Below are 23922 nucleotides of genomic sequence, written 5' to 3'. Positions count from 1 at the left end.
GCCTGCCTTTTCATATGGCAGAATGGGCTTTTGTAAATCAGGTCGAAGCAGATGAATTTAAGAACCGTTAGTGCCACACGCTATGTCACGCCGCTCAGGGAAGGCGGGTCGCTTCCGGCAATCGTCGAAGCCGATGATGACGGGATGTATGTGCTCAAGTTTCGCGGCGCGGGACAAGGCGCGAAAGCCTTAATCGCTGAACTCATCGCCGGAGAAATCGCGCGCGTCGCGGGGCTTGCCGTACCGGAAATCGTTTTCATCGAACTCGACGCGGAGCTTGCGCGCACCGAACCTGACCCCGAAATTCAGGAACTCATCAAAGCCAGCGTCGGACTCAACCTCGCGCTTGATTATTTACCGGCGGCGGTGATGTTTGACCCGGTAGCTGAAAAGCCCAATGCCGAACTCGCATCCGCAATTGTCTGGTTTGATGCATACCTTACAAACGTTGACCGCACGGCGCGCAATACCAATATGCTGATGTGGCACAAGCGGCTCTGGCTCATCGATCACGGCGCGGCGCTCTACTTTCACCACTCGTGGCAAAACTTTCGCGAACGCAGCCGCGACCCCTTCAAGTTGATTAAAGACCATGTGCTGTTGCCGTTTGCCGACAAGCTCAGAGAAGCCGATGAAAAAATGAGTCGAGCTATCACGCCGGAAATCATTGACCGCATCGTTACAATGATTCCTGAAACCTGGCTTGCGGATAATGTGCTGTTTGCTGGTAAGCAGCAACAACGGGAAGCGTACACAGAATATTTAATCAACCGGCTGGCAGCCCCAAGAGATTTTCTGGAGGAGGCGATTCGTGCAAAATCGTTGCACTTATGATTACGCGATTATTCGCGTGGTGCCCAAAGTCGAACGTGAAGAGTTCATCAACGTCGGCGTAATTGTCTCTTGTCCTGCGAAAAAATTTCTCGAAGCGCGCATTGAACTTGATGAAAAACGCTTGCGGGCTTTGGATGCGACGGTTGATTTAGAGGCGATTCGCGCGCATCTCGCAAGCATACCGGCAATCTGCGCGGGCGGCGAAGCGGCAGGACCCATTGGCAAGCTTACGCCAAGAGAACGCTTTTACTGGCTGGTCGCGCCGCGCAGCACCATCATTCAAACCTCGCCCACGCATACCGGACGGTGCAAAAATCTAGCGGATGTGCTCGAACATTTACTCGATACGATGGTGCGAACGAATGCTGAGCAACAAAGCTCAGGAGGTAGCAGTGACGTATGAAAAAAAATATCGCCACATTATTTCTAATAGTAACCCTTGTCTCTTCAGTTTTATCTCAGAGAAAGTTTGACTCTTACGGCTGTCGTTACAAGGGCAAGGTCGCAACAGAGGTTATTGAAGAAGCAAAAATAACCAAAGTGAATGGGCAATATAGTGAAAGCCCGAAAAGTTTTTGGCACAAAGCCGCCTATAATCTGAATGGTGAGTTAATCGAAGAATATCCGGTTCCGGGAACCTGTGGCAGTTCGCCTCCTGACAAAAGAGTAAAGATAGTCGTTGATAAAGAGAAAAATACTCGAACTGAAATCGCTTACGATAACCGAGATAAGCCGCTTGCAAAAGATGTTTGGACGTACGATGCACGGGGTAACGTTCTTGACTGGTCATTCTATAGCTTCAATAAAAAATCGAATAAATGGAGGTTATGGGGGAGATGGGTTTCTACTTATGATGAAAAGGGAAATCAAACGAAAAGTGTGCGGTTGAATGGTAAAGGTAAAATGGAGCGGGGAGAAACGTATCAATATGATGAGAGAAATAACCTTACCGAGCATTCGTGGTTGAGAGCGGATGCAACAATTCGAGATACGTTAAAGTACACCTATGAATATGATGAACAAGGGAATTGGATTAAAAGAACAACTTGGGTTCGGATAACTCAGGTCAACGCTTCATCTTTTGAGCCACACGAAATCACTTATCGAACCATCACCTATCATACGGGTAATTAAAACTGCTTTATTAATAACTCAAAAGATTTCAGCGAGCGAAATGAATTGTTGATTCTCACTTCACTCGCTGAAATTGAAACCGCTATCCGAGAAAACCGAGGTTCTCGAATTGCCCGTTCAAAATTCCTTTGGAATCGCTGGTCAACCATTTATCCAAAATGGTTGCGTAAACCGAACGAAAATCCAGGGTGAATTTCGGGTCGCCCGCGTCATCCAAATCTGCGCCGGCAAGCGACGGTTGACGACCATAAATGCCGCCTTGCACCTGTCCGCCGATGACGAACATACATGACATGGTGCCGTGGTCTGTGCCGACGGATTTATTCTCATTCACCCGTCTGCCAAATTCCGACCACTGCATCATCAAGACATTGTTTGCCAGCCCGTGTTCCGCCATATCATCATAGAAGGCTTTTATGGCATCGGAAAAATCCTGCAACAATCCCGCGTGTTGCCCCGCCAGGCGATTCGTCCCGTCAATCTGGTCAGCGTGTGTATCAAATCCTCCGATGCGCGCATAAAGCAGACTCGATTCCGGCACCGTGGTAATGATGCGCGCGATGAGTTGCAAGCCTTGCGCGAGATTATTGTTATCCGGGTACTCAATGGTGGATTGGTAAGTGTCGAGTTGCGCTTGAAAATCCAAAGCTCCCGCCACCGCATCCAGACCGATTTTCTGCGCGCGTTCGATAAAACTATTTGCCGGTTGGTTGCGACGATGAATCGCTAAAAACGCATCAATGATGTTTTGCCGGTTATCTTCGTGGTTGCAATCGGTTTTGATGCCGTAACCATCAAAACTCGGAATATTGGGAATGATTTTCTGGGTTGCGGCAAAAGTTTTCGGCAAACGGTCAACGATTGATACTGCCGCGAGTCCCGGTTGATTAATCAGCGCCACATCTGCATAACGACCGAGCCAGCCGATGCCGCGCCCTTCGTTGATGTTCGCCGTGTGCCAGATGTCCGCCGAGGTGAAATGCGAGCGATTGGGATTCGGGTAACCGACGCCGGTGATAACCGCAACTTTGCCGGCATCGTAAAGGGTTTTGAGTTTTCCCATCGACGGATGCAAGGCAAGCTCGTTGGAAATTTTGGTATTGGCAATTTCTGCATCTCTCAGTCCGATGGTCGGACGCCATGAATAATAGTTGCGGTCAGTGTAGGGAATCACCGTGTTGAGTCCGTCATTGCCGCCGGAAAATTCGATAATCACCAGCACTTTGCGATTTGCGGCAGTTGCGCTTTGCCCGCTCGCGGTATTGATAAACAGGTGCGGCATCACCAAGCCGACGCTCACCGCGCCGACGCTTCGTTTAATAAATTGTCTTCTTGTTGTTCCCATCTTTCCCTCCTCTAGTTCAATTGAAATTCGGGCAGGCACATAATCAAAAAGACCAAGCCGCGAATGTTTTTATCAATGAAATGGTCATCCACCTCGAAAGGCATACGCCCTCCCTCATCATCTTTGGTCAGGTAATCGGTCAAAATCGCCACCACCTGGTTATCGACTTTGAGCGCCCCCATCACCGCAAGAAAATTGCGCACCGTTTGTTCAGGCGTCGAAGCGATATGAGTTTTCAGTTTCTCATTCGCAAGTCCGATGCCCGGCGACATTTTGTTGACTTCGCGTGTGCTGATGATACGCGCCGCAAAGTTATAGCGTTCAAGCATGGTCGAGGTGTTGAGCCAGCCGAGATTGGTTGGAAATCCCGATACATCGAAGGGATTGAGCAGGTCAAAGCCCATGCTCTTAAAGCCCACATAGGTTTCATAATCGGCTTGATGGAGATTGCCGGGAACGTAATCGGCTCCGAGCATACGCATCGCGCCGACCGTGAGTTCGGCGGGCGATTTGATTAACGCGAATTCGGCGCGTGGGCTGAAAAATTCATCGGAATTGAAAATCGCGCGCGCCAGTTCGCGAATCGAGTGATTGCCGGTGAAATAGACATTGGCGAATTTTTCAATCGTCGCTTTGTCTTCGGGGGTGTCGGCGAGCGGGTAGACGAAAAAGTTAAACAGTTTTTTAACCAGAAAGCGCGCCGTTGCCCGGCGTTCGCTGATAATCGCAATCACATCTTCGCCGGTGTAATTGGCAATGCGCCCGTAAATCTCTTTCGGTCCGGCATCGTGTTTATCGGTTTCAATGTAAGAAACATATTTATATTTCTTGCCGCCTTTTTCTTTGAACTTCCAGCCGGTGAAGGCGCGGGCGATTTCTTTGACATCCTTTTCGGTGTAGTTGGCTTCACCGGTGACCGCATCGTAAATGCCCATGGTAAACAATTCTTGCAGTTCACGGGCAAAATTTTCGTTGGGGTTGCCCAGGACATTGGTGATGCCATCAAGATAGACGAGCATTGCCGGGTCGCGCGCCACATTCAACAAAATGTCGTCAAAACGTAAGAGCGCCTGAGCGCGCAGCATCTGGTTTTGCACATACATGGTTTCATAAGGCACTTTGTCGAGCGCGCTGACGAAATGGTTATGCCAGAAAAGTGTCATCTTCTCTTCAAAGGGACGCGCGGTTTTGCCCATGCGGATAATCCACCAGAGTTGCACGTCGTCCATCGGGGTGAAGCGTTTGGGGTTGAAATTTTTCTGTAAATAATTATCGAGGTTGTCATTGTTGACAGATTCGTAATTGAGGTAATAATCGACCGCCGCCTGGCGAGTCATGCGGGTAAGTGTATCGAGTTCTTCGGGCGGAGCGCCGAAGCCCATGCGACGACTGAGATGCGCCGCCTGGTCATAAGTCAATTGCGCCATAGGGTTCTACCCTCCTTGTTCTTTTGTTGTAAAGCGAAAGCCAATGTATCAATCGTTCAAGCGAGGATTGAACGACGCTGGACAATTCAGGGACTGAATCGGTTTGGTGAGGAAGGTACTGCTGAAAAATTTTTACATCGGGGCAGAGGGTTTATTTTTTATTATTGTTTTATGATTGCGGCTGACAATGTAGCACATCCGCCGCAACGTGTCAGCCCGTTTGGAGAAATGTACACGTCGCTTCCACGAATTATTTTTTATTTCCTTCTAAAAGTTTGATGGTTTCCGCAACCCCTCGCAGGTTTGCATGGTCTAATGCCGTTCGCCCTTCGGTATCGCGCAGCAAACGGTCTGCGCCATTTTCCAAAAGCAGGCGCACGATTTCAGGGTTTCCTGTCCAGATGGCATAGGTCAGCGCCGTAAATCCCTGCGCGGGTTCTTTAAGATTTACATCTGCGCCTCGTTCAAACATTTTCTTAATGACCTCCGAATGGTTGGTCATCGCCGCCAGCATCAAAGCGGTGTATCCGCTTCTTGATCTTGCATTCACACTTGCGCCATCGTTGATCACCTCGTACAAGAGCCTGAGAATGATTTCTGCATCTTGGGGAATTTCTACAATGGCTCTGTTGGTTTCCTCGGTTTTGGGTTCTTCTACCGCAGGCGGTTTAACGACGAGGGTGTCCATTCGTTCGGCTTTAAATTTGGTTAATGCATCAGGATGTTCGGGCAGATGTTTATCAAGGTATTGTTTTAAAAAATCTGCCATTTGTCCCGAAGGAAACCGGTCAACATACTTTTGGGCAAAACCTATGCCTCTGACGACATCATTATTCATATTTGCCAGATACCAGTGCGCATAAAGCCCCTGCTCATCTTCAATAACTAATCTCTCCGGCTCGCCTTTTTGATGTTCGATCTGTCCATTCGATGCCGATGGTAAGAAAAGAAAGACACTCAACAGACAGACGACCGCGAAACCGTTAGCACGCAGTTTGGTTTGCATCAATGCCCTCCCGGTTTACTCAAGTTAATTTCGGTTCGCGCCCCGCGAAAAATGGTTCGATGATGGCTTAACGCTAATTTAAAATCTCAACTTCTGCAAATAATCATAGCTGATTTTGATGCTGTCGAGCGCCGCGCCCGGGGTTTCGTCCTGCTCGACGAAATAATGTTTGACGCCCGAATTTTTCATCTGAAAGATGCGTTTGAAATCAATCACCCCGCGCCCGACCTCTGTGAAAAATGCTTTCGGGGTGTTATCCATATCTTTGACATGAAATAGCTCGAACCTGCCGGGATACCTATTGAAATATTTTTCGGGCGCTTGTTTGGCTTTGCTAATCCAGTATAAATCCAGTTCCATCTTCACCAGTTTCGGGTCGGTCTCTTTCAGAATCAAATCGTAAGGCACTTGCCCTTCCATCGTTTCAAATTCAAAGTCGTGGTTGTGATAGGCGAATTGAATGCCCGCTTTTTTGCAATCTTCAGCGGCTTTGTTGATTTGTTCAATGATGCGTTTGTAATCATCGAGTTTCTGTCGTTCAGGCGGAAAAAGATAGGCGAGCACCAGATATTTATGCCCGACGGCGCGCGTGTCATCAACGGTCTTCTGCCAGTCTTTCGACTTCATTGCCGCAAGCAGGGTATGCGCCGAAGGCGCGCTCAGCTTGTTGACTTTTAAAACTGTTTTAACCTGCTCCGGTGTGCGGTTGTAATAACCGGCAAATTCAACCTCTTTGAAACCGATGGCGGCAACTTTTGCGAGTGTGCCCTCAAAATCCTTTTCCAGCTCTTTTCTGAGGGTATAAAGTTGCAAACCGATTTTTTGAATTCGTTTTCCCTGGCTTGCGCCGCCGCCCAGCCCCAATTGTGAAATAGCCAAACTGCCCAATGCTCCTGTCACACTTCTGGTGATGAATGCTCTGCGATTGATCAATGCTCGTGCCTCCCGATTAACTTGCGGAACCGTTCATTCTTTTACACCGCTGCGAGATTTTATGCAAAGATGTAGTGGCAAAAAAACTCGAATTCTTCAAAAATCGCATCTTGCCAGCAGGGTTTTCACTCTGCTAACCAACATCCCGGTAATCGTATGCAAACTTCCAATAAATTGAGTTGCCCTCTGCCGACTGCGGCGCTCTTCCATACCGTTCTTCCAAAACTTCAGGAGAGACCGGCAATTGAAGAAAGAACGTTGCAACTTTTTTTCAGGCGGGCAATTTTTTTTGAATTTCCCCGACGATTTTTGTGGGCGTAAGGCTTGCGTCAACGATTAAGGCATCGGTGGGTTCTTCGAGGGTGGCAAACTGGCTGGCAATTAATTCCGGCGGCATAAAATGATTTTTTCGCGCCGCCGTTCTCTCGCGGGCAACCTCGGGCGTGATGCGAAGATAGATGAACTGCACCTCATTTGAATGCCGAGGGGCGCGTGATTGCAGGCGCTTGCGATAGCTGGCTTTGAGAGCCGAACACGCCAGAATCATTGATTGATGATTAGCGAGGTTTTCGCCAATTAAACGGGCAAGCGCATCAAGCCACGCGGCGCGGTCTTCATCAGTGAGCGGCACCCCGGAATGCATCTTGGCGACATTGGCGGGCGAGTGAAAATCATCTGCGTCATAAAATTTGCAAGCCAATCGCCGGGCAAGCATTTTGCCAATCGTCGTCTTACCTGAACCCGCAACCCCCATTACAATTAAAATCATGGTCTACTCGCTTAACTCAAATTTTTCTTTACCGAATTTCGCTTGCATTCCTAATGCGACAAAAACCGACTCACCGATAGCTGCCATTTGATTTACAGCCGTTTCCAATAAAACTTGCGAATCATTGCCGATGATTAACAGTCGCCCGGCAATATCCCCGCGATTGATTGAATCGAGACCACCAATCGCTTCCGGTAAATTTGCCCGCACACTTTTTTCAATCAAATCAATTTCGCTATTTATCAAATCAACCGCGTGAACACATCTTTTTATCGCCTCAGCCGCGCCCTTGTCGTTCAATAAATTTTCCACGCGCTGCAACTCAGCGGCGATTTGTTTCAGTTTGGTGAGATTATAATCAATCAACTCACGCAAAAAATTCACCTGAGCGGTTTCACCTTCCAACTCACCTGCCCAATCAATTTCATCGGTCAATTCATTGATGTGACTATCACGCAAAATTTGACGGTGTCGCGCCATCTCAACTTCGGTCAATCGCGGTTCAAAGCCAAACATTCTTCTCAGCGCCTGGCAACGGTCGCTGCCTGCTTCAAAAGCGCGGCAAGCCGTTGGACGGAGTTCATAAATCGCACAACTCACCCGTTTGCCGACCTCACCTGCAAGCGCCACGCATCGCGCCTCACCTAAATCGCGCCTCAGCCAATGGGTGGTTTGTTCATCGGTATCAGTGACTTCCCAGGCAAGCGAACGCGGCGTCGCATCTTCAATTGAAATTAAAATCTGATGAAAATAAGCGCAACACGCCCCACAGGTAAGACAATCCGGTATTGCTGTTGACTCAGTTATAAAAATACTTTCATCCCGGCTTTCGGCATATAGTCCCAATAACTCATCTTCAAAGCGAAAGCCGGTTCGTCTATTTGCCAGCGCCTCGGTTAAATCCGCAAAATCCGCTTCATCCATTTTTCGACGACCGGCGAGTTGTATTAAACGATTGGGGTTGACGCTCAATGGTGTATGCCTCAAAGGAGTTTCAATATAAAAAGTTGCTACGGAAAACCACCGCGCTCATTGAACAGGTTGCATTTCCCAGCAGATGCGGCGGCTTGCGCGGATCGGTGCGGATTTCCGGTGGTTTCGATGCCCTCAAACAAAATAACGACGGATGATTGAATGCAAAATAATCTGCAAAAATCCGTTTCATCCGCTTAATCCGAGAGCAAGTATCGACCGTCAATGGCAACGCATCCGGTCTTCCATCCTGGTTTCAGGAATGCATCAGAACTTTTCAATCATTGCATCTTCAATTTTGTCTGACGCACGATGCGCAAGCCGAATACACCGCCTGCCATTGAACCGGGGTGCGCTTGAAACTTAATGGTCACGCGCTCTTTGCCACGTAAAATAGTTGCGGATAGGGGGTATTCAACATCAAAAAATTCGCCGGGTTTATTATCAAACAGATTTTGCGTCGCAATCTTTTCACCGTCCACGAAAATATCGAAAACCCGTTTGCGGCTTTCGCTACCCCAATAAGTGCAAAGCAGCGTCAACCGCTCGCCTTGCGTCACTTGCAATTCATAGCTGAACCAGCCGTCACGCGAATCGCGCCAGCGGCGGTCTTCGAGATAGCCGGAATCGGTCTTTTCACCTTTAAAGTTGTGGGCTTTTTCATCCCCGGCTTCACCGATGCGCACCCCATCAACGGTGCGTTCACTAATCGCTTTTTCTCTGGCGGCAAGAGCCGCTAACCTCACCTGGCGCTGTTGCCACTCTGTAGGCGAATAGACTTTCCAATACACCGTGTAGCGCATACCTTGCGCTCGATAAAACGGAATCAGTCGCACTTCGCGCGGTTCAGCCAACCCAACGGTTGTGAAAGTGAGTGGCGCGCCTTTCACCGGTTTAATTTTCGTGAGAATCTTTTTCACATCGCTCACTACAAAACCCGGCACTTCGGATAATTTCACACGCGCAGGCTCAGCCGTGTAGGGACCAAACCGTTTAAGTCCTTCCATGCCTTCTTTGCCTAAATCACCCGCCAGCACAACGGGACCGTATAAAATCGCAAGGGTTTTCGCATCGTCAGGCATGGCTTCGATTCTTAAACTCATCGGCAAGCGCAATTCCAACACATCTCCGGTTTTCCATTGGCGTTCAATCGTCGCGTATGAACCGGGTTTAGCATTTAAGTTTTCAGCTTTGCCGTTGACAGTAAATCGCATTCCACGTTCAGCCCACGAAGGCACGCGAATCTTCAGAGCCAGGCGCAAAGGTTTATCGGTCTGGAATGCGAGTCTGCTGGTTTCGCTTTGCGGAAAATCGGTGGTCTGTTCAACCGTCAAGCCTTTCGTTTTCCAATTCAATACCGAAGGAATGAACAGGTTCACATAAAGCGATTCGTCATCGTGAAAATAGATGGTGTCATTGTATTTCGCATGGTTTTCCATGCCTGTGCCGACACAACACCAGAAATTATCTTCGGGCGTCGAGAAGGTTTTAAAGCTGCCCGGCTTCATTGGCGAATAATAAGTCATCATTCCCATCTCAGGGTCTTGCGAAGCGAGAATGTGATTGAACAGTCCGCGTTCATAGAAATCCATCATCTCTGCCGATGGGTTCCACTCAAACAAATGGCGCGTCAGTTTGAGCATATTGTAAGTGTTGCAGGTTTCGGCGCTCGATTCGCCAAGGTGTTTTGAAAACGAAGTGACCGGAAAGAAATGTTCATCGTCGCTGTTGCCGCCAATCACATACGAGCGATGATGGGCGACGCGCTGCCAGAAAAAATTGGCGATGTTGTAATAGCGCGCTTCGCCTGTGAGTTCATAGATGCGCGCCGCGCCGATGGCTTTGGGAATTTGCGTGTTGGCGTGCAAGCCGTCGAGTTTATCGACGCTTTGCGCGAGCGGGTCAAACACCGCGCGATGATCGAATTTATGCGCCAGCCGCAAATGCTCATGGTTTCCGGTCACCGCATAGAGGTTGGCAAACAGCTCATTCATGCCGCCGAATTCGGTTTCAAGCGAACGTTGAAACTGTTCTTCGCTTAAACGGTCAACGCGAAACGTCACCCAATCAGCCATCTTCACGACGGTGTCGAGCGCCTGTTGGTTGCTGCATAACTGATACATATCGAGCAAGCCCGCCATGATTTTGTGAATCGTGTAGTAAGGCGCCCAAACCCGTTTGCGGGTTTCCACACGGTCAAAGAACTCTTCGGGAAACGCCGACAGATAACCGGCGTTCGCGCCTTTGGCTTTGAGAGCTTCTTGAATCTTCACAAGTTCCGCAACGATTGTGTCGGCTTGTTTTTTGAATCGCTCATCGCCGGTGCCGGCGTACATCAAGGCGCAAGCCGACAGAAAATGACCGAGCGAATGTCCACGCAATTCAACATCGGGCGCTTCCCAACCGCCATAGGGTTTGGCGGTTGACGCAAGCCCCGCATTCAATCGAAAGGTATGAAGCAATCGGTCACTATCGAGACTGAGCAGATATTTCTGGTCACGAATCATCGCGTCACGAAAGGGACTCGCAAGCAACCGCACGTCCGTAAGCGCGAAAGGAATGGCTTTAGCCGGAATTTTGTCAGGGACGCTTAATTTCTGTGCGAATGAATTTCCGGGTGCGGTCAATAAACCTGCCAACATAAAAAACATCAATAAAATCGCGGGCTTTTTCATTTTTTTGTTCATCGCAATAGCTCTTTGATTGGATAACTCGACAATCAGTTGATAGATAAAATACGGAACAGACGGAATAATCGGAACCAACGGAAGTTTAGCAGAATAATTTGCTACTGAGGCTCACTATAACTTCGGTGCAGGTTTCCGTCTGTTTGGTTATTTCCGTTTGTTCCGTTCTCTCTTTTCAGCAATCGTGCTGCATCATTCCAACAACCGGCTGGCAATTTTCGCATCTTGCGTGAGTTTAAAAACCGGATGGGGTTTGCCGACTTCCAGATAAGCATCGAGAAAATTCCAGGCTGTCAGTCCATCGTCGCTTTCCGGTTCAAGCAAGTATGCCGCAAGCGTCCCCAAAGGTTGCGCCATGCGCACAAGAAGGCTGCCCGCAGGGAAAGTCATCGACGCTTTTTTATATTGTCCCTTCAGTCTCACTTCATTGTGACCTTGAAAGGCGCGTTGCGCGCGTTTGACCTCATCAATGGTAAAACTTTCGACTTCGGCAGTCAGTGGCGCGGTCAACTCTTCAACGACGAGTCCGTGTTGTTTGAGTTTTTCAAGCGCGGCTTTCATGCCGTCTTCACGTTTGAATAGATAGGCTCGCGGTGTTGCGACGCTGCGGGTTGCCGCAAACACCCCGTAATCGAGCATCTTCATCGGCGTGAACTTGTCTTCAAGCATGGCGGTCATCTCTTTACCTGAACGCGGATTTTTCACCTTCTGCACTTCGCCAACAAGAATATCGACAGGTTTGGCGAGCGGTTGCATTTGATATTCGACGCCGAGTTGAAAAGGCGTTTGGCTTTGCGCTCGACGAATGGTGTCGTCATCGAGTTGTTTCGCCAGTTGCAAAATTTCCGCAGCGTGCGCGGCAGCGTATTTGCAGATTTCTTCAACGAAGGCTTCGGTGACTTCGATGCGACGTTTGAACGAAAGATAGCTGTAGGCTTCCGAAAGAATCGTCAGACGATTGCGCAGTCCGACGTAGTTTTGTCCGATACGCGGCGCGTGAGTGAAGGCTGCCCAGATGCGCTCTTTGCCTTCCTGATTTCTGCCGAAACTTGAAACTTCGCCGGTTTTCGCATCCCGCGTTCCGAAATTGCCATAATAATAGGCGCGGAATTTATGTTGTGCGAGCAAGGCTCTACCAATCACCGGCATCATCTTCTCGCGATGAAAGGCGATGAGGCGCGCATCAGATGCCGGGTTAAGCGGAATCGAATAGGTCAGGTGATAGCCGTGATAGGAACCATTGGTGGTGTGCAAATCAACTGTGAGGTGCGGGTCCCAGCGATTCATCAGGCGCACGAGTGATTGTGCTTCGAGGGAATCCAATTTCATGTAATCGCGGTTGAGGTCTAAGCCTTTGGCATTTTCGCGACGCCCGACGCCAGCCACCGGACCATACTGCTCGGTGCGATTATCCATACTGATTTTTTCATTGCCATCGGCATTATAAATCGGCGCAAGCAAGATAATCGTTTTGCTGAGCAAGCTGCGTAAATCGCCCGTGAGCATGCGGCGCGCGAGGTGTTGTACGGCTTCTTTGCCTTCGACTTCGCCGGCGTGAATGTTGGCGAAAATGAAGACGACGGGTTTACCTGACGCGCGCGCTTCACGCGGCGTGGCAACCGGCGGGTCAGCGAGAATCATTAAGGGCAGAGCGCGCCCTTCCTGTGAAGTGCCAAAAGTTTCAAGGCGCGCGAGGTCGCTGCGGTTTTGCAGCTCGGTGATAAAGCGCATGACATCATCGTAACGACTGGTCTCTTCAAAGTTCGTGAGTTCAGCGCGTGATTTCAATTGATTGTCCTGTGCAAAGGTGATTAGGGTGAATGAAGTTAAACAAAAAATGATGAAGACAACTAGGGCAAAGCCTGATCGCATGAATGAAGTTCTCCTTCTGTGAGTTATCAAAATGAGAAATACCGTAAATCATCAAAAATTGGCTTTTATTCTGTGGTCGGGTCAGCGACCAAATGAATTTAGCCGTGCCTTGAAAGACCTGGCTAAATTCATTCCACCGCTATAGTGGCGTGCAGTATTTGGTAATCGCCGTTTTGCGGTTGTGCCGCTTTCGAGAATATGCCTCACTATTTCTTTTGCCTGTGTTTATTGGATGTTTTTTTCAATTTTTCTACCCAAAATGATGAATCAATTATCATCTTTCGAGGGGTCGAGGGGTTCTTTCTTTTTCTCATCGGCTTTTTCGTCTTTGACGGTTTGCAGGATTTCTTTCCAATCGAACCACCCCTGTTTGCCGCGAATCCATTTTTCAAACCAGTTGAATTCGGCAACCGCTTTGACATATTGATTGCGTGGGTCGGGAATGCCATGCGTATTGCCCGGATAGACCATAAACTCGGTCGGCACACCAAGTTTCTTTAACGCCATGTGCAACTCTTCGCTTTGTGGACGCGGCACACGCGGGTCGCCATCAACCACATGAATCAAGGTCGGCGTCTTGGCATTCTTGATGTATTTGAGCGGCGATACATCCCAGTATTTCGAGAAGTCTTCATAAGGCGGTTTGCCGCCATAATAGAATTCGCGATTGCGTTGAATGTCGCTTTGCGCGTACATCGAAATCCAGTTGACCGCGCCCGCGCCCGATGAAATCGCTTTGAAGCGGTCGGTATGGGTCAAAATCCAATTCGACCAGTGCCCGCCGGCGCTCCATCCCATCGCGCCCATTTTGTCACCATCAACAATGCCCTGCGCGATGAGAAAATCGACGCCGGTCATGATGTCATCGTAACCTTGGCGGAAATAATCGCCGCCGATTTCCATCTTGTGGCGTTCGCCATAGTTGGTCGAACCGCGATAATTCGGACACAAAACCGCGTAACCTGCGCCCGCATAAATTTGCGAACCGTAACCGGGATTGAATCGCAACACATCTGCGCCTGCGGGTCCGCCGTGAATCTGCACAATCAGCGGATAGCGTTTGCCTTTCTCGAAGCCCACGGGTTTTACGAGGACGCCCTCGACCATCTTGCCATCCGATGATTTCCATTGAATGGCTTCGGTTTCACCAAGCGCCAGTTTTTTGATTTGTGGGTTGGCAGCCGTCAGTTGTTTCCAGCTTGAACGTTTGCCGATTTCAGCAAGCGACGGCGCGATAAACGTATCATTGGGCATGGTTGAATCGGCATAATTTACGAGCAGGGTTTTGGTGTCTTCGTCCTGCGCCACGAAAAGTGTGGCATTTTCTTTGGTGAGTTGAGTGACTTTGCCGGTATCGGTTGCAACTGAAAATAGACCTGTGGTAGCGCGCCAGCCTTCATTGAAATAGATGGTTTTACTATCTTCCGACCAGAAACTGACCGTCACATTACCATCAAATCCATCGCCCAACTTTTTCCACTGCCCACCGGTCACCGGACGAATATAGACGCGATTGTTGCGGAAATATTCAAAATTATCGGCGGCGGCAAAAGCAATCCATTGGCTGTCGGGTGAAAAGCTGAGTCCGTTTTCGCCAATCTCTTTATTGTCGGTGAGGCGTTCGATTTTCCCCGATGCCACTTCCAACAGATAAGCGTCGGCGTAAATTCCGGCTTCGGTTACAGTGCGTTTATAACGGTCTTTGGGAGTGCCGCTGAAGGCAATCCATTTGCTGTCTTTGGAAATCGTCACATTGCCGATGCTGTATTCCTGACTGGAAGTGAGCCGCGTCTCTTGTTTGCTATCAATATCGAATGCCCAGAGGTGTGCAAGCGGCGAGTCTTCATTGCGAATGCGCACGGTGAATTTTTGTTCGACGCGCTCTTTGTTATCTTTGTCAAGGCTAGCGGGCGAGACGAAATAAATCCGCCGACTATCGGGCGAAAATTGCCACGAGGTGATGGGGGTTGCGTGTTTGGTGAGTTGTACGGGCTTTGCGGTTTCAATTTCCGCCACCGGCAACACCCAGATTTGTTGATTCTCGTCTTTGCCTGCGGAAAAGGCTAACCATTTACCATCTTTGCTGAACCCGAAATTGCCGACGCCATCTTTCGCGTCGGTGATTTTGCGCGCTTCACCGCCATCGGGTCGCATCAGATAGAGTTGATTTTGTGAAGACGATGATGGCGGGGCTTCGCGGTCTGAAGCGAAGACAAAAAATTTACCATCGCGTGACCAGCGCGGCGCGTTTTCGTTTTTGTCTCTGGTGTAAGTCAACTGCCGCGTCGATTCGACGCCGCGTTCAAGTGATACCAGATAAATATCCGTGAAGCGTTTGGCAGTTTTCCAATCGGGAACGCTCAGGGTGTAGAGTCCCCATTTGCCATCGGGGCTTACGGCAGGGGCGCTGGCGTTGCGGATTTCCTGCACATCCATAAAAGTCATCGGGCGTTTCTGTTGCGCCACGGCGCTCGCGGCGAGTAACAGAAGGGTAAAGAAAATCACAGAAAATTTCTTGTTGATAATCAGCGAGGGATTCATCGGTTTCCTCCAAAAATATTGTTGAATTGCGATAACTGGTTGCCAGCCTCAGTTAGTGATTGCAATGTGATGGACGTTCGACCGGGTTTTCATTCCACTGGATTGCGTCGGCAATTATCTTTCAGGAGGGCAATCATACGCCCCTGAAATACGCCATTCAAGTTAGGGCGTGGTTTAGTCGCGTTCTAATTTCATATTTAAAACTGTTAGAACATGGTGTTGGCGTTTGCGGAAGTTTCGGGCACACGCTGAAGCACATCCCAGTGCTCGACAATTTTGCCGTCATCATCCAGCCTGAAAATATCAATGCCCGCCCAATCGTCACCATCAGGCCAATACTGATGGCAATGCAGCACCACAAAATTGCCTTCGGCAATTGCCCGTTTGAATTCGACGCGCTTGCCCGGGTATTCATTTGCCATGCGGATAAAATATTCGATGAACGCTTCTTTACCATCAGCCACCGCCGGGTTGTGCTGAATGTAAATCTCGCCGGCGTAACGCTCAATCGCTTCAACCGGCTGGCATTGATTAAACATCAGGTCATAAAAAGCGATTACCTTCGCTTTGTTTTGCTCAAGCTGTTTTGTCATCTTTCCTCTCCAAATTATTTTTCTGCATGAATTAAAGAGGTCTCGCTGATTTTATGCAAAATCAGAGTAAGAAGCTACTCACGGCTTCTTGACCAAGCCTGACAAAGACAATATCGTTTCAAGCGAAAGGACATTTATGAACATACTGGTACTCGGCGCAGGGCGTATGGGTTACGGCGCAGTTTATGATTTAGCCCACAGTTCTCAAGTCAAAGCGATCACCATTGCCGATGTTGATTTCCGCTTAGCGCATTCGGTTGCCGAAAAAATTGCAAGCCCGAAAATCACGCCGCGAGAAATCGATGTTGCGGATTACAACGCGACGCTCGATTTAATGCGCGGACATGATGCGGCAATCAGTTGTGTCACCTATTTTTTCAACGAACAACTGGCGCGCGCGGCTATCGAAGCAGGGGTCAATTTCTGCGACCTCGGCGGCAATAATACGGTGGTGGCGCGTGAACTGGCGCTGCACGAAGAGGCACAATCGGCGGGCATCAATATCATTCCCGATTGCGGACTTGCGCCCGGCTGCGTGTCGATTCTCGCGGCGCACGGCGCGGCGCGGTTCGATAGCCTTGATTCGATTCGCATACGAGTCGGCGGTTTGCCGCAACAGCCTAAGCCGCCGCTAGATTATCAACTCATCTTTTCGGTTGAAGGATTGATTAACGAATACATCGAACCGGCGCGGGTGATTCGCGGCGGGAAAATCATTGAAGTGCCTTCGATGAGCGAAATCGAAACTTTGGAGTTTGCCGCTTTTGAAGAACTCGAAGCCTTTCAAACTTCGGGCGGCACTTCGACTTTGCCCGATACCTTCCTGGGTCGCGTGCAGGATTTGGATTACAAAACCATTCGTTATCCGGGGCACGCGGAAAAATTCAAACTGTTAATTGATTTGGGACTGACGAGCAGCGAAGCCATTGATGTCGATGGCGCGCAAGTCAAACCGCGTCGTGTGCTCGGTGAAGTCTTGAAAAAACAGTTGCCCGCCGATGAACCCGACCTGGTGTTGGTTCGCGTCGAATTTTGCGGCGCGATGGATTTGATTCAACAGACTTTGCGTTATGACATTATTGATAAACACGACGCGGCAACCGGCTTGAGCGCCATGATGCGCGCCACGGCTTTCCCCGCATCCATCATCGCGCAGATGATGGCAAGCAATGTGATTGAAGAAAAAGGCGCGATTCCGCAAGAACTTTGCGTGCCTGCCGAACGCTTCATTCGCGAACTCGAAAAACGCAACATCAAAATCAACGATTACTTTGTTGAATAAACCTGCCTGACCGGCAGGATAAAAAGCGACTTGAGGTTGATAATTGCATTTTCGTCACGGCTCAAGCTAACACGCCATTCACAGTGGGCGAGTGACTATGCAAAATCACTGCCCGATAACTCATCAAGCAAGGCTTTCGCTTCCTGCAAGTCCGCCGTCTCGAAGCCTTCGCTGAAGCTGTCATAGATTTGCGCCAGCAGTTCCCTTGCGGCTTTCGGTTTATGCTGTTTTTGATAGAGACGGGCGAGACTCATCACCGCGCGTAATTCCCATAACTTCGCCTGCTGCTGTTGAGCAATCTTGATGGACTGATTGAAACAGATTTCGGCATCGGCAAGGGTAGGCAGACCGGCTTCAATCATCGCTTTTCCACCCGGAGCGGCGAGAGAAAGGTTTTGACGGGTTGCCTGCATCAGGTAGAGTTCGCCTTTGAGACGATAGAGTTCCGCCTTGTAGTAGCCTTCTCCGTTACGCTGGATCATCGCCAACCCTTCATCCAATAGGCGAAGCCCCTCCTCGACTTGCCCTGATTTCATTAACGCCTCAACCAGTAAAGCCAGATAGTGCGGACGCATCACTTCGGTGCCGGTTGCCTGATGATCGGCAATCCCCTGGCGTATCTGTTCAATCCCCTCTTCCAGTTGTCCCTGCTCGACCAGCGCCCAGCCGCGCGCAATCATGGCATGCGCGTGATACATCACCAGCCCATGTTCGCTGGTAACGGTGATTGCCGCCTCGGCGCACCCTTCGGCAAGCCGCGCTTCCCGACGCAGTTGATGAAGAATTGCCGCAAAGAACCAGGTGTGCGCCAGACCGTGAGGTTCGGATAATCCGCGCGCCAGAGCCAGGGCTTCGTGTATCTGCGCCACAGCCTGATCACTCCGACCGAGAAACCACAACACCCAGGCGGCATGGCAGCGCATCACAACTCCCGGATTCTGGGCATACAAAAAGACATCTTCAAGATGCCGCACCGGGTCGTAGAGCGAGATGGCTTTCTCAGAGTGTCCGAGGGCAAGAGCAAACTCCCCCATATGCGCGAAGGTTACTCCCATCATCAGGTGACCGCGCATCGCCAGCCCCGGATACGGAAGACGCTCAGCAAGAACCAGTAATTCTTCGGCGATCTCGCGGGCGGCATCTAACGCTGCCCGCAATATATGAAAGGTCCAAAGCCCCCAGAGGACTTCAGCAATATCCGGCGTCCGGTCTAGCTGCTGACATAGCTGTCTGGCTCTCATGTAGGTGCGACCTACATCAGGAAACGCATAACCCTCGGTGGCAATCAAGGGGACGCCCAGGGTGAGTTGCAGACAGAGTTCCTGCTCGGCGCGCTCTGTGGTATCCGGCAATCTTTTGAGCACCTCCAGCCCCCGGCGCGCAATCCCGACCGCTTCGCGATAGGCAAACCGGCGAATGGCATTGTTGGCTGCCTGCTGAAAATATTTTACTGCCCGCTTATAGTCCCAGCCTTGCTCAAAGTACATCGCCAACTCTGCGGCAATTTCCCCGGCGCGCTCGCCAGAACGGGCTTCCTTCTCCTCCCCGATTCGGCGGTGGAGTTGCACACGCCTGGAAGCGGGCACCCGTTCATACAGCACATTCTGATACAACGCATGGATGAAGCCGTACTGCGCCACCGCTTCTCCGTTTGGCAGTTCTTGAACGCCGCAATCGCGAATGAATTGATGCCGCCGCGCCAACTCCCGGCATCGCGCTTCCACAACGGCGCGCTCCTCTTCCAATCCAGCCGCCAAAGCCAGCATACAAAACTCCGCTCCCGCGACGCTTGCCGCCTCAAGTGTTCGTTGCTCTTCCGGGTTGAGATGGTCAATCTGCCTTTCGATCATCTGCTTGATGCTGTCGGGAACTCCCACCTCAACCCGCTCTATCTCTACCGCTAATGTCCAGCGCCCTTCACACTCGACAATCAACCCCTCTGCCACAAGATAGTCAACGGCGTTGACCATAAACAGCGGGATACCATCGGTGCGTTCGTGGATTAACCCCGCCAGTGCTGCGGGAAAGCGATTGGCGGGAAATCGACCGGATAAATACTGGGCAACAGCATCACGGCTCAGGTATTCAATTGGCAACTCTTCGCATTGCTGCCGGGCAAGCAACTCCCGCTTGACAGCTTTGAGCGGATGCCGGCTGGCAATCAATTCGGCAATCCGGTAGGTGCCAATCACCATCAAGCGCGCCTGCTGACGTTGTCTTGCCAGATAGGAAATCAGGTCAAGCGTCGAGTAATCGCTCCAATGCAGGTCTTCCAGGATAAGCACCAGTGGGGCTTCTGCCGCGAGCGCCTCCAAAGCTTCACCGATTTCCCGCAACATACGCTCGCGGGTCGCGCCCAGCAGTTGTCGACTCAACGACTCGCGCTCTGTGGCGCTCACCAAAGACGGCAGTTGCAACAACCACATCGGCGCGTGGGCGCGCAGCACATCCACCACCCCTATCTGTTTTCGACTGAGTTGCCCGATAGCGTCGAGGATTGGCAGAAAAGCTTCACTCGTCCCGTATTGTTCCAGACATTGCCCTCGACCGATGCGTAAGCTCTCATCAGCCGCGATGTGGTGCGCAAAGGTATCAACCAAAGTGGTCTTGCCGATGCCGGCTTCTCCGGTGACAAAGACGATTTGACGCTCTCCGGCAAGCATCTTCTCAAACCAGCTTTGCATTTGCGCCAGCGCCGGCTCGCGTCCGACAAATTCCTGATGGGCATCTGCGGCGCGCAGGGGTGTTGAGGAAACGGGGTTCGGATTGCGGTTCTCGGCATCAATTGTGGGCACCAGGAGGCGCTCGGCAATCTGCCCGATGAAGCGATAGCCGCGCCGATGGGCGGTTTCAATGAAGCGCGGGGTCTTCGGATCATCGTCGAGAACTTCGCGAATCTGCCGAATCGCCACTTTGAGGACGGCTTCGCCGACAAAGGTTTCCGGCCACACCGCCTCAAGCAGTTTCTCTTTGGTCACAAGTTGTCCCGCTCGCTTCAGGAGATAGTTGAGTACGGCGAAGGCTTTGGGTCGGAGTTTAAGTGTTTGTGAACCTCGCCACAAACACTCATTGGTTAAGTCCAGGCAAAAGGAATCAAAGATTATTCGTTTTTCGTAGTCCACAGTAATCACCAAACGTTACCGAAACGTTACGGCAGGTTTATGACTTCCAAGACACGCTCGACTATTATCCACTCTTGATGAGGAGATGGCAATACAGAGCAGCTTTCGTCATTCAATTTCGCCCGGAAACCAATATGGCAACCGGACAATTTGAAGGACGGGTTGAACATATGGCTTCCTACCATGCAACGCACTTTCACTCGCTCGACGAATTACTTGATTTTATTGCCATGATGCTCACAGAAGTCAATTACCCCGAATACGGTAATCACTCAGTTATAGAACAATCATCAGGAAAATAACGCGAACGTCTCAGATGCCGATAGGCAATCACAGCGAATGGCTGACATTCGCTATAGAGTTTGTGAGACAGGAGACCCCTGGCTGCGTGTCGCAGGCGCGACACCGCCTGAGCCGCTGTCGCGGGCATTACCGAAACATAACCACACCTTTACAACAAGTTTATGACTTCCCTGCCTCACCACAACTATGCTTTCACTTTGATGATGAGAGTGACCAGCGCATCGGCGGTCTCAGCATCGAGCGTCCAGCAGTAGCGCGCCATCGAGTGAGCGCAACCCTCAACGGATGCGGTAACTCAGGCGGTTCGCGCTTGTGAAGTTGAACCCCGGCGCGAACCGAACGCCACGGCTGCTGCTGGCTCAGTATTGGATAGAAATATTAATTCAGGAAGGAAACCATCTTAAAAACACCAATGAGACACACGTTTAACACACTGTTATGGGCGCTGCTGCTAACGGCATTTGCCGTCATCACGCGCGCTCAGACCACTACAACAGCTAATCAACCGACCGCCAAAAAAGCTAACGGTGCCGCCGTATCAGGCATCAGCGGCGGCGGCATCGCCGGACAACTCAGCAAATGGGTGGGGTTTGACGGCATCAGTTTTACGCTTGGCAATTCCATCATCACCGAAGACAAGAGCGGCAAAATCGGCATCGGCACAACCACACCGACTTCGCCGCTGACTGTGCAGGGCATGATTGAAACGACTTTGGGCGGCTACAAATTTCCCGACGGCACAGTGCAGAAGACCGCACTCTCTGCGGGACAAGTTGTCAGCAGTTTGAACGGTTTGAAAGGCGATGTGACGCTAGTCGCAGGCACCAACATTAAGATTACCCCCAATGGCAACACCTTGACGATTGACGCGCCAAATGCCTTGGGTACGGTGGCGCGCGACTTAACCCTCACCGGCGACGGCACGGCAGCAAATCCGTTGGGCATACGCTTGCCTCTGAGCTTAACCGCTCCAAGTAATAATGGGGCGGTGATTGCTGTGAGAGCAATCACTGGAAACAATGCGGCAATTAGCGTCCACGGCGCCAACAACGTCGGCGTCGGCGGCAATGGAATAGAGAGTTCGGGCGGAAGTAGCATGGCGTCTGCCGGAGGCAAGGGATTCCTTGTCAAAGGCGGTGCCGGCATCGATGGCGGTGTTGGTATTTTCGTGAAAGGCGGGGACGGACTCAAACAATTCGGCGGAGATGGCTTGAATGCGGAGGGCGGAATTGGCAGAGGCGAAGGAAATGAAGGCGGGATTGGCGTGTTCGCTGTTGGAGGACTCGGACTTGAAGGTGCAACAGACGGACTGGCTGGAAAATTCGCTGGCAATGTTCAAGTCACCGGCAATTTGTCGAAAGCCGGTGGCTCATTCAAAATCGATCACCCGCTCGACCCTGAAAACAAATACCTCTACCACTCGTTCGTCGAATCGCCCGACATGATGAACATCTATAACGGCACGATCACCACCGATGCCAACGGCGAGGCGACGGTCACGCTGCCCAATTGGTTCGAGGCGCTCAATCAGGATTTTCGCTATCAACTCACGGTTATCGGCACTTTCGCTCAAGCCATCGTTGGCGAAGAAATCAAAGACAATCGTTTCGTTGTCAAAACCAACGCGCCCAACGTCAAGGTCTCCTGGCAAGTGACCGGTATTCGTCACGATGCTTATGCCAACAAACATCGCATTCCTGTCGAAGAACAGAAACCGGATAACGAACGGGGACTGCTGCTGCACCCCGATGCCTTCAATCAATCCGCAGAGAAGGGTGTGATGTTTACCAAGCTGGCTCCTCAAAGCGAGCGAGCGAAACAACAATAATTGGCTGGGCGCGGGTTTCGCCTCGCTTTCTCGTCAGCCCGCGAATGGGCTGCTTCCATTAATGAAAGCAGCCCAAACCTTAAAGCCAGCCGATGAATTATTTCATTATCAATTCGGGGTTGCCGTTGAGTGAACCAGCTTAACCCACATTTTTTAGGAGAAACCATAATGAATTCCTCAAAGCTTACCGATGAAGAATACTCGCCTGGCATAAACCGAAAAATGCTCGCCTGGCATAAGCCATAGAAAACCGCGAAGCATCTGTCAGCGACGCGCTGCCATTGGGAATGCCCATCCATTGTTTCACAGTGGACGGACAATCGCGGCAATAGATTCATTACCGCGATTGCCAAACCGATAACTTACGCTTTGCGGTGCGGACAAAAAACATTTGCTCGCTGAAGATTGAACTCGACGAAGTTGGTAGTTGCGCGGGTACGTCCGGTTGCCGGGTTATGGCGATTACAACACGAACGAATACCCGAATACTTAAAAAAACAATAACTGAAAACAACAACGCAAGCGGTCTGGGATTGAAATAAGTTTTCAAAAGAAGTGAAGGAGAAAATCAATGAACCAGTCCGAAAAAAAATTTTTGCAGGCAATCAAACTTTGCTCAATTGGATTATTGACCTTATGGGTCGCGACCGCGACTTACGGTCAGAGACAACCCATCGCCCCGACAAATAATGACCGAGGTGATGTGAAAAGCGGGCAGATGCTCGCACCCCTGTGTAATAACTCATTCATCCCTTCAGGCGCGCGTTCCCTGTCGGTTACTCGCGCGCCTGCTGATACTGACAAAGAGCTATTAAACGAATTTAAAAGAGCGTGGATTGTGTCGGGTTACGGGATGAATGGCTATGAGGGCGCGGTGTTGATCTTTCGGATGGAAGATGGCAGTTACATCGGCAAATCGCAGGGTCGCACCAACGAGTATCAAAAGGTCACTTTCACCTGGAATCCGGCGACGCTGGCAATCATTCATACGCATCCGAATAACTGTGAGCCAAAACCCTCAGAGCAAGACCGGCGTGTTGCTGACAAATATGGGATTCCGATTTTCACGATTACCATCAAGGGCATGTATATGTACGACCCTGCCATCAGACAGACCAGCAAGGTGCTGAACGATCTCGATTGGCTTGACCATTCAACCTACCCGGAGGGATTACAGAAATGGCTTGGGAATCTCGTCAATTCCCGGCATCGAATTCTTGATTCCTGTAACCCGAAAGATGTTGCTGCCGCAGATGGCAAGCAACATCAATAAA

The 23922-nt window shown here is 50.5% G+C and carries 18 protein-coding genes; 7 read left to right on the top strand and 11 right to left on the bottom strand.

Annotation, left to right across the window (positions count from 1 at the left end; all coding sequences use genetic code 11):
• The first annotated feature begins 51 nt into the window (after positions 1-51).
• The 3 genes from AB1757_12490 to AB1757_12480 are packed head-to-tail and all read left to right on the top strand — an operon-like array spanning position 52 to position 1968.
• On the top strand, positions 52-834 hold the full coding sequence (locus AB1757_12490) for a HipA family kinase (protein MEW6127848.1): 783 nt from the start codon (positions 52-54) through the stop codon (positions 832-834).
• Positions 812-1237 carry a DUF3037 domain-containing protein gene (locus tag AB1757_12485; protein MEW6127847.1) on the top strand — a complete coding sequence of 142 codons (426 nt, stop codon included), beginning with the start codon at positions 812-814 and terminating at the stop codon, positions 1235-1237. Before AB1757_12490 ends, AB1757_12485 begins: the two co-directional genes overlap by 23 nt.
• Positions 1234-1968, top strand: a complete 735-nt coding sequence (locus AB1757_12480; protein MEW6127846.1) for a hypothetical protein — start codon at positions 1234-1236, stop codon at positions 1966-1968. Before AB1757_12485 ends, AB1757_12480 begins: the two co-directional genes overlap by 4 nt.
• A gap of 82 nt (positions 1969-2050) precedes the next feature.
• Here the strand turns inward: AB1757_12480 and AB1757_12475 are convergent, their stop codons facing one another.
• The 10 genes from AB1757_12475 to AB1757_12430 all read right to left on the bottom strand — a co-directional run bounded on the left by AB1757_12475 (position 2051) and on the right by AB1757_12430 (position 16113).
• Positions 2051-3313 carry a DUF1501 domain-containing protein gene (locus AB1757_12475; protein MEW6127845.1) on the bottom strand — a complete coding sequence of 421 codons (1263 nt, stop codon included), beginning with the start codon at positions 3311-3313 and terminating at the stop codon, positions 2051-2053.
• Positions 3314-3324: 11 nt separating this feature from the next.
• A complete protein-coding gene (locus AB1757_12470; GenBank protein MEW6127844.1) occupies positions 3325-4740 on the bottom strand; it encodes a DUF1800 domain-containing protein in 1416 nt (471 codons plus the stop codon).
• Between the two features lie 250 nt (positions 4741-4990).
• Entirely contained in the window at positions 4991-5746 is a 756-nt protein-coding gene (locus tag AB1757_12465) for an ankyrin repeat domain-containing protein (GenBank protein ID MEW6127843.1), read from the bottom strand.
• Between the two features lie 78 nt (positions 5747-5824).
• The gene (locus tag AB1757_12460; protein MEW6127842.1) at positions 5825-6625 is read right to left on the bottom strand and encodes a sugar phosphate isomerase/epimerase; all 801 of its coding nucleotides are present in this window, start codon (positions 6623-6625) and stop codon (positions 5825-5827) included.
• Between the two features lie 325 nt (positions 6626-6950).
• Positions 6951-7448, bottom strand: coding sequence for a gluconokinase (locus AB1757_12455; protein ID MEW6127841.1), 498 nt, complete (start codon positions 7446-7448; stop codon positions 6951-6953).
• Positions 7449-7451: 3 nt separating this feature from the next.
• Complete coding sequence (locus AB1757_12450) at positions 7452-8420, bottom strand: YkgJ family cysteine cluster protein (GenBank protein ID MEW6127840.1); 969 nt, start codon at positions 8418-8420, stop codon at positions 7452-7454.
• A gap of 281 nt (positions 8421-8701) precedes the next feature.
• Complete coding sequence (locus tag AB1757_12445) at positions 8702-11107, bottom strand: beta-L-arabinofuranosidase domain-containing protein (protein ID MEW6127839.1); 2406 nt, start codon at positions 11105-11107, stop codon at positions 8702-8704.
• A 192-nt stretch (positions 11108-11299) separates the two neighbouring features.
• Positions 11300-12979 carry a M14 family metallopeptidase gene (locus AB1757_12440; GenBank protein MEW6127838.1) on the bottom strand — a complete coding sequence of 560 codons (1680 nt, stop codon included), beginning with the start codon at positions 12977-12979 and terminating at the stop codon, positions 11300-11302.
• 267 nt (positions 12980-13246) lie between these two features.
• Positions 13247-15520 carry a S9 family peptidase gene (locus tag AB1757_12435; protein ID MEW6127837.1) on the bottom strand — a complete coding sequence of 758 codons (2274 nt, stop codon included), beginning with the start codon at positions 15518-15520 and terminating at the stop codon, positions 13247-13249.
• A gap of 206 nt (positions 15521-15726) precedes the next feature.
• Positions 15727-16113, bottom strand: a complete 387-nt coding sequence (locus tag AB1757_12430; protein MEW6127836.1) for a nuclear transport factor 2 family protein — start codon at positions 16111-16113, stop codon at positions 15727-15729.
• Positions 16114-16249: 136 nt separating this feature from the next.
• Between AB1757_12430 and AB1757_12425 the strand changes: the two genes are divergently transcribed.
• A complete protein-coding gene (locus AB1757_12425; protein ID MEW6127835.1) occupies positions 16250-17395 on the top strand; it encodes a saccharopine dehydrogenase C-terminal domain-containing protein in 1146 nt (381 codons plus the stop codon).
• Positions 17396-17490: 95 nt separating this feature from the next.
• Here the strand turns inward: AB1757_12425 and AB1757_12420 are convergent, their stop codons facing one another.
• Positions 17491-20517: an AAA family ATPase gene (locus AB1757_12420; GenBank protein ID MEW6127834.1), complete on the bottom strand. Its 3027-nt coding sequence runs from the start codon at positions 20515-20517 to the stop codon at positions 17491-17493.
• 134 nt (positions 20518-20651) lie between these two features.
• Between AB1757_12420 and AB1757_12415 the strand changes: the two genes are divergently transcribed.
• From AB1757_12415 to AB1757_12405, 3 genes are all read left to right on the top strand, one after another.
• The gene (locus tag AB1757_12415; protein ID MEW6127833.1) at positions 20652-20819 is read left to right on the top strand and encodes a hypothetical protein; all 168 of its coding nucleotides are present in this window, start codon (positions 20652-20654) and stop codon (positions 20817-20819) included.
• Between the two features lie 413 nt (positions 20820-21232).
• Positions 21233-22648 (top strand): hypothetical protein, encoded by a 1416-nt coding sequence (locus tag AB1757_12410; protein MEW6127832.1) that lies wholly within the window; start codon positions 21233-21235, stop codon positions 22646-22648.
• A 571-nt stretch (positions 22649-23219) separates the two neighbouring features.
• Positions 23220-23921, top strand: coding sequence for a hypothetical protein (locus AB1757_12405; protein MEW6127831.1), 702 nt, complete (start codon positions 23220-23222; stop codon positions 23919-23921).
• The last annotated feature ends 1 nt before the right edge of the window (position 23922 follow it).

This window comes from Acidobacteriota bacterium (genome assembly GCA_040754075.1).
GTDB lineage: Bacteria > Acidobacteriota > Blastocatellia > UBA7656 > UBA7656 > JBFMDH01.
The sequence above is the reverse complement of the archived record's forward strand: the minus strand, read 5'-3'. Positions and strand labels throughout refer to the sequence as shown.

Excerpts from the sequence above, each read along its gene's own strand:
- AB1757_12440 (MEW6127838.1), bottom strand. The coding sequence starts at position 12,979 with ATGCGATCAGGCTTTGCCCTAGTTGTCTTCATCATTTTTTGTTTAACT.
- AB1757_12480 (MEW6127846.1), top strand. The coding sequence starts at position 1,234 with ATGAAAAAAAATATCGCCACATTATTTCTAATAGTAACCCTTGTCTCT.
- AB1757_12470 (MEW6127844.1), bottom strand. The coding sequence starts at position 4,740 with ATGGCGCAATTGACTTATGACCAGGCGGCGCATCTCAGTCGTCGCATG.
- AB1757_12405 (MEW6127831.1), top strand. The coding sequence starts at position 23,220 with ATGAACCAGTCCGAAAAAAAATTTTTGCAGGCAATCAAACTTTGCTCA.
- AB1757_12410 (MEW6127832.1), top strand. The coding sequence starts at position 21,233 with ATGAGACACACGTTTAACACACTGTTATGGGCGCTGCTGCTAACGGCA.
- AB1757_12435 (MEW6127837.1), bottom strand. The coding sequence starts at position 15,520 with ATGAATCCCTCGCTGATTATCAACAAGAAATTTTCTGTGATTTTCTTT.
- AB1757_12455 (MEW6127841.1), bottom strand. The coding sequence starts at position 7,448 with ATGATTTTAATTGTAATGGGGGTTGCGGGTTCAGGTAAGACGACGATT.
- AB1757_12490 (MEW6127848.1), top strand. The coding sequence starts at position 52 with ATGAATTTAAGAACCGTTAGTGCCACACGCTATGTCACGCCGCTCAGG.
- AB1757_12415 (MEW6127833.1), top strand. The coding sequence starts at position 20,652 with ATGGCAACCGGACAATTTGAAGGACGGGTTGAACATATGGCTTCCTAC.
- AB1757_12430 (MEW6127836.1), bottom strand. The coding sequence starts at position 16,113 with ATGACAAAACAGCTTGAGCAAAACAAAGCGAAGGTAATCGCTTTTTAT.
- AB1757_12475 (MEW6127845.1), bottom strand. The coding sequence starts at position 3,313 with ATGGGAACAACAAGAAGACAATTTATTAAACGAAGCGTCGGCGCGGTG.
- AB1757_12445 (MEW6127839.1), bottom strand. The coding sequence starts at position 11,107 with ATGAACAAAAAAATGAAAAAGCCCGCGATTTTATTGATGTTTTTTATG.
- AB1757_12465 (MEW6127843.1), bottom strand. The coding sequence starts at position 5,746 with ATGCAAACCAAACTGCGTGCTAACGGTTTCGCGGTCGTCTGTCTGTTG.
- AB1757_12425 (MEW6127835.1), top strand. The coding sequence starts at position 16,250 with ATGAACATACTGGTACTCGGCGCAGGGCGTATGGGTTACGGCGCAGTT.